General features: G+C 63.2%; 3 protein-coding genes. 1 reads left to right on the forward strand and 2 read right to left on the reverse strand.

Going from position 1 to position 1,583, the window contains the following annotated elements; genetic code table 11:
- On the reverse strand, positions 1–547 hold a 547-nt coding region (locus EN969_RS30395; RefSeq protein ID WP_164758635.1), incomplete at its 3' end, for a DMT family transporter.
- A 96-nt stretch (positions 548–643) separates the two neighbouring features.
- Between EN969_RS30395 and EN969_RS30400 the strand changes: the two genes are divergently transcribed.
- Positions 644–1,129, forward strand: coding sequence for a MarR family transcriptional regulator (locus EN969_RS30400; protein ID WP_013529453.1), 486 nt, complete (start codon positions 644–646; stop codon positions 1,127–1,129).
- Positions 1,130–1,135: 6 nt separating this feature from the next.
- Here the strand turns inward: EN969_RS30400 and EN969_RS30405 are convergent.
- On the reverse strand, positions 1,136–1,583 hold a 448-nt coding region (locus tag EN969_RS30405), incomplete at its 5' end, for a hypothetical protein (RefSeq protein WP_206525272.1).

Below are 1,583 nucleotides of genomic sequence, written 5' to 3' on the forward strand. Positions count from 1 at the left end.
GGCCGGTACCGTCCGGCCAGTCGACCGTGCGATAGATGTTGCCGGCGGCAAGGCTGACCGGGATGAGCAACCCCATCGCCACCCAGAACAAATCGGCCGGCTGGCCGGCCTCGCCGCGCGTCACCGCGACCATGACGGCGCCGACGAAGCCGACGGCGATGCCGGCAATGCCCAGCATGTTGGGGCGCCGGACACGCAGCAGGATCGAGAACACCAGCGTGATGACCGGCGACAGCGTGAACATGATGCCGGTGTAGCCGGCGCCCAGATGCGGGATGGCCGAGAACATCAGGAGATTGGGGACAGCATAGGACACCGCGGCGGTGACGAAGAAATAGCGCAATTTGTGCGCGGTGAGCCGGACCCGCTTGCCGCGAGCCAAGAGCATGCACAGCAAGACCCCGCCGGCGCCGAGCGAGATGACGAAGGCCCAGACCATGGCCGGCACGCCGGCAGCCGTGGCGAGCTTGCCGAACGGCAGCGTCAGGCCGAGCAGGCCGCCGGTGACGACCAGCAGGCCGAGCGCCGAATCCCAGAGAAGCTTCATTGACCGAATCCTGTAGCGCGGCTCTTGGCCGGCATTGCATCTTGCAGTAAGATAACGGAAAGATTCTTAACGTCAAGATAAATGATGGTGAGACAGTTGGACAGGGCAGCACGGGCGATCGAGCAATGGAAGCGGGAACGACCCGATCTGGACGTCTCGCCGATGGGTGTGCTCGGGCGGCTGAACGAGGCCGCCTCGCTGATCGCCCGCGAGCGCCTGGCGCCGTTGTTTGCCCGTTATGGATTGCAGTCCGGGGAATTCGACGTGCTGGCAACGCTGCGCCGCTCTGGATCACCCTACGCCCTGACGCCGACCGCCCTCTATGAAGCGACGATGGTGACGTCAGGCGCCATGACCAACCGGCTCGACCGGCTCGAAACGTCCGGATTGATCCTGCGCGGGCCGCACCCCAACGATCGGCGCGGCATTGTCGTGCGGCTGACCGAAAAGGGTCTCGCGTTGATCGATGAGGCTATTGCCGCCCATGTTGCCAACGAGCATGAGATTCTTTCCGGCCTGACACCGGCCGAACGGGAGACGCTCTCTCGGCTGCTTGAGAAATTGATCGGGAGCGTGAGCTAAGCCGGGTCAGTTCGTAGGCTGCGGCGAGAACCGGCGCCGGTGTTTCCAGCGGCGGTATGATACGGTGAGGTCGACAAGCCGGGTCGGCATGTTGAGGTAGAGCAGAGCATCCCGCAAACCGCTGAGATAGCGCTCACTCATCGCCTTGTCGGAAAAGTCCGGCATGGCCTCGAGTGTCGCTTCGGCTTGCTGGCTCCGGCCCTTTCCGGTCGGCAATCTGGCCGCAAAGGCTATTTCTCGACGCAGACAGACCTGCTCCACGCGATCCCGCAGCGCCTCTTCGTAGCCGATACCACATCGCATAAGCCGCGCGTGGGTGGCTTCATGGACGATAATCGAAGCGACCAATTCCGGCGTCGTCCTTTCGCTGATGATATGGCGCTCGTCCAATTCGCATGCCTTGGAAGAGTTTGCCCATTGCGCGACGGAAGCAGGAAGGGTTGTGACAAATACC

Origin of the sequence: Mesorhizobium sp. M7A.F.Ca.CA.003.01.2.1, from assembly GCF_003998945.1 — a bacterium.
GTDB lineage: Bacteria > Pseudomonadota > Alphaproteobacteria > Rhizobiales > Rhizobiaceae > Mesorhizobium > Mesorhizobium ciceri.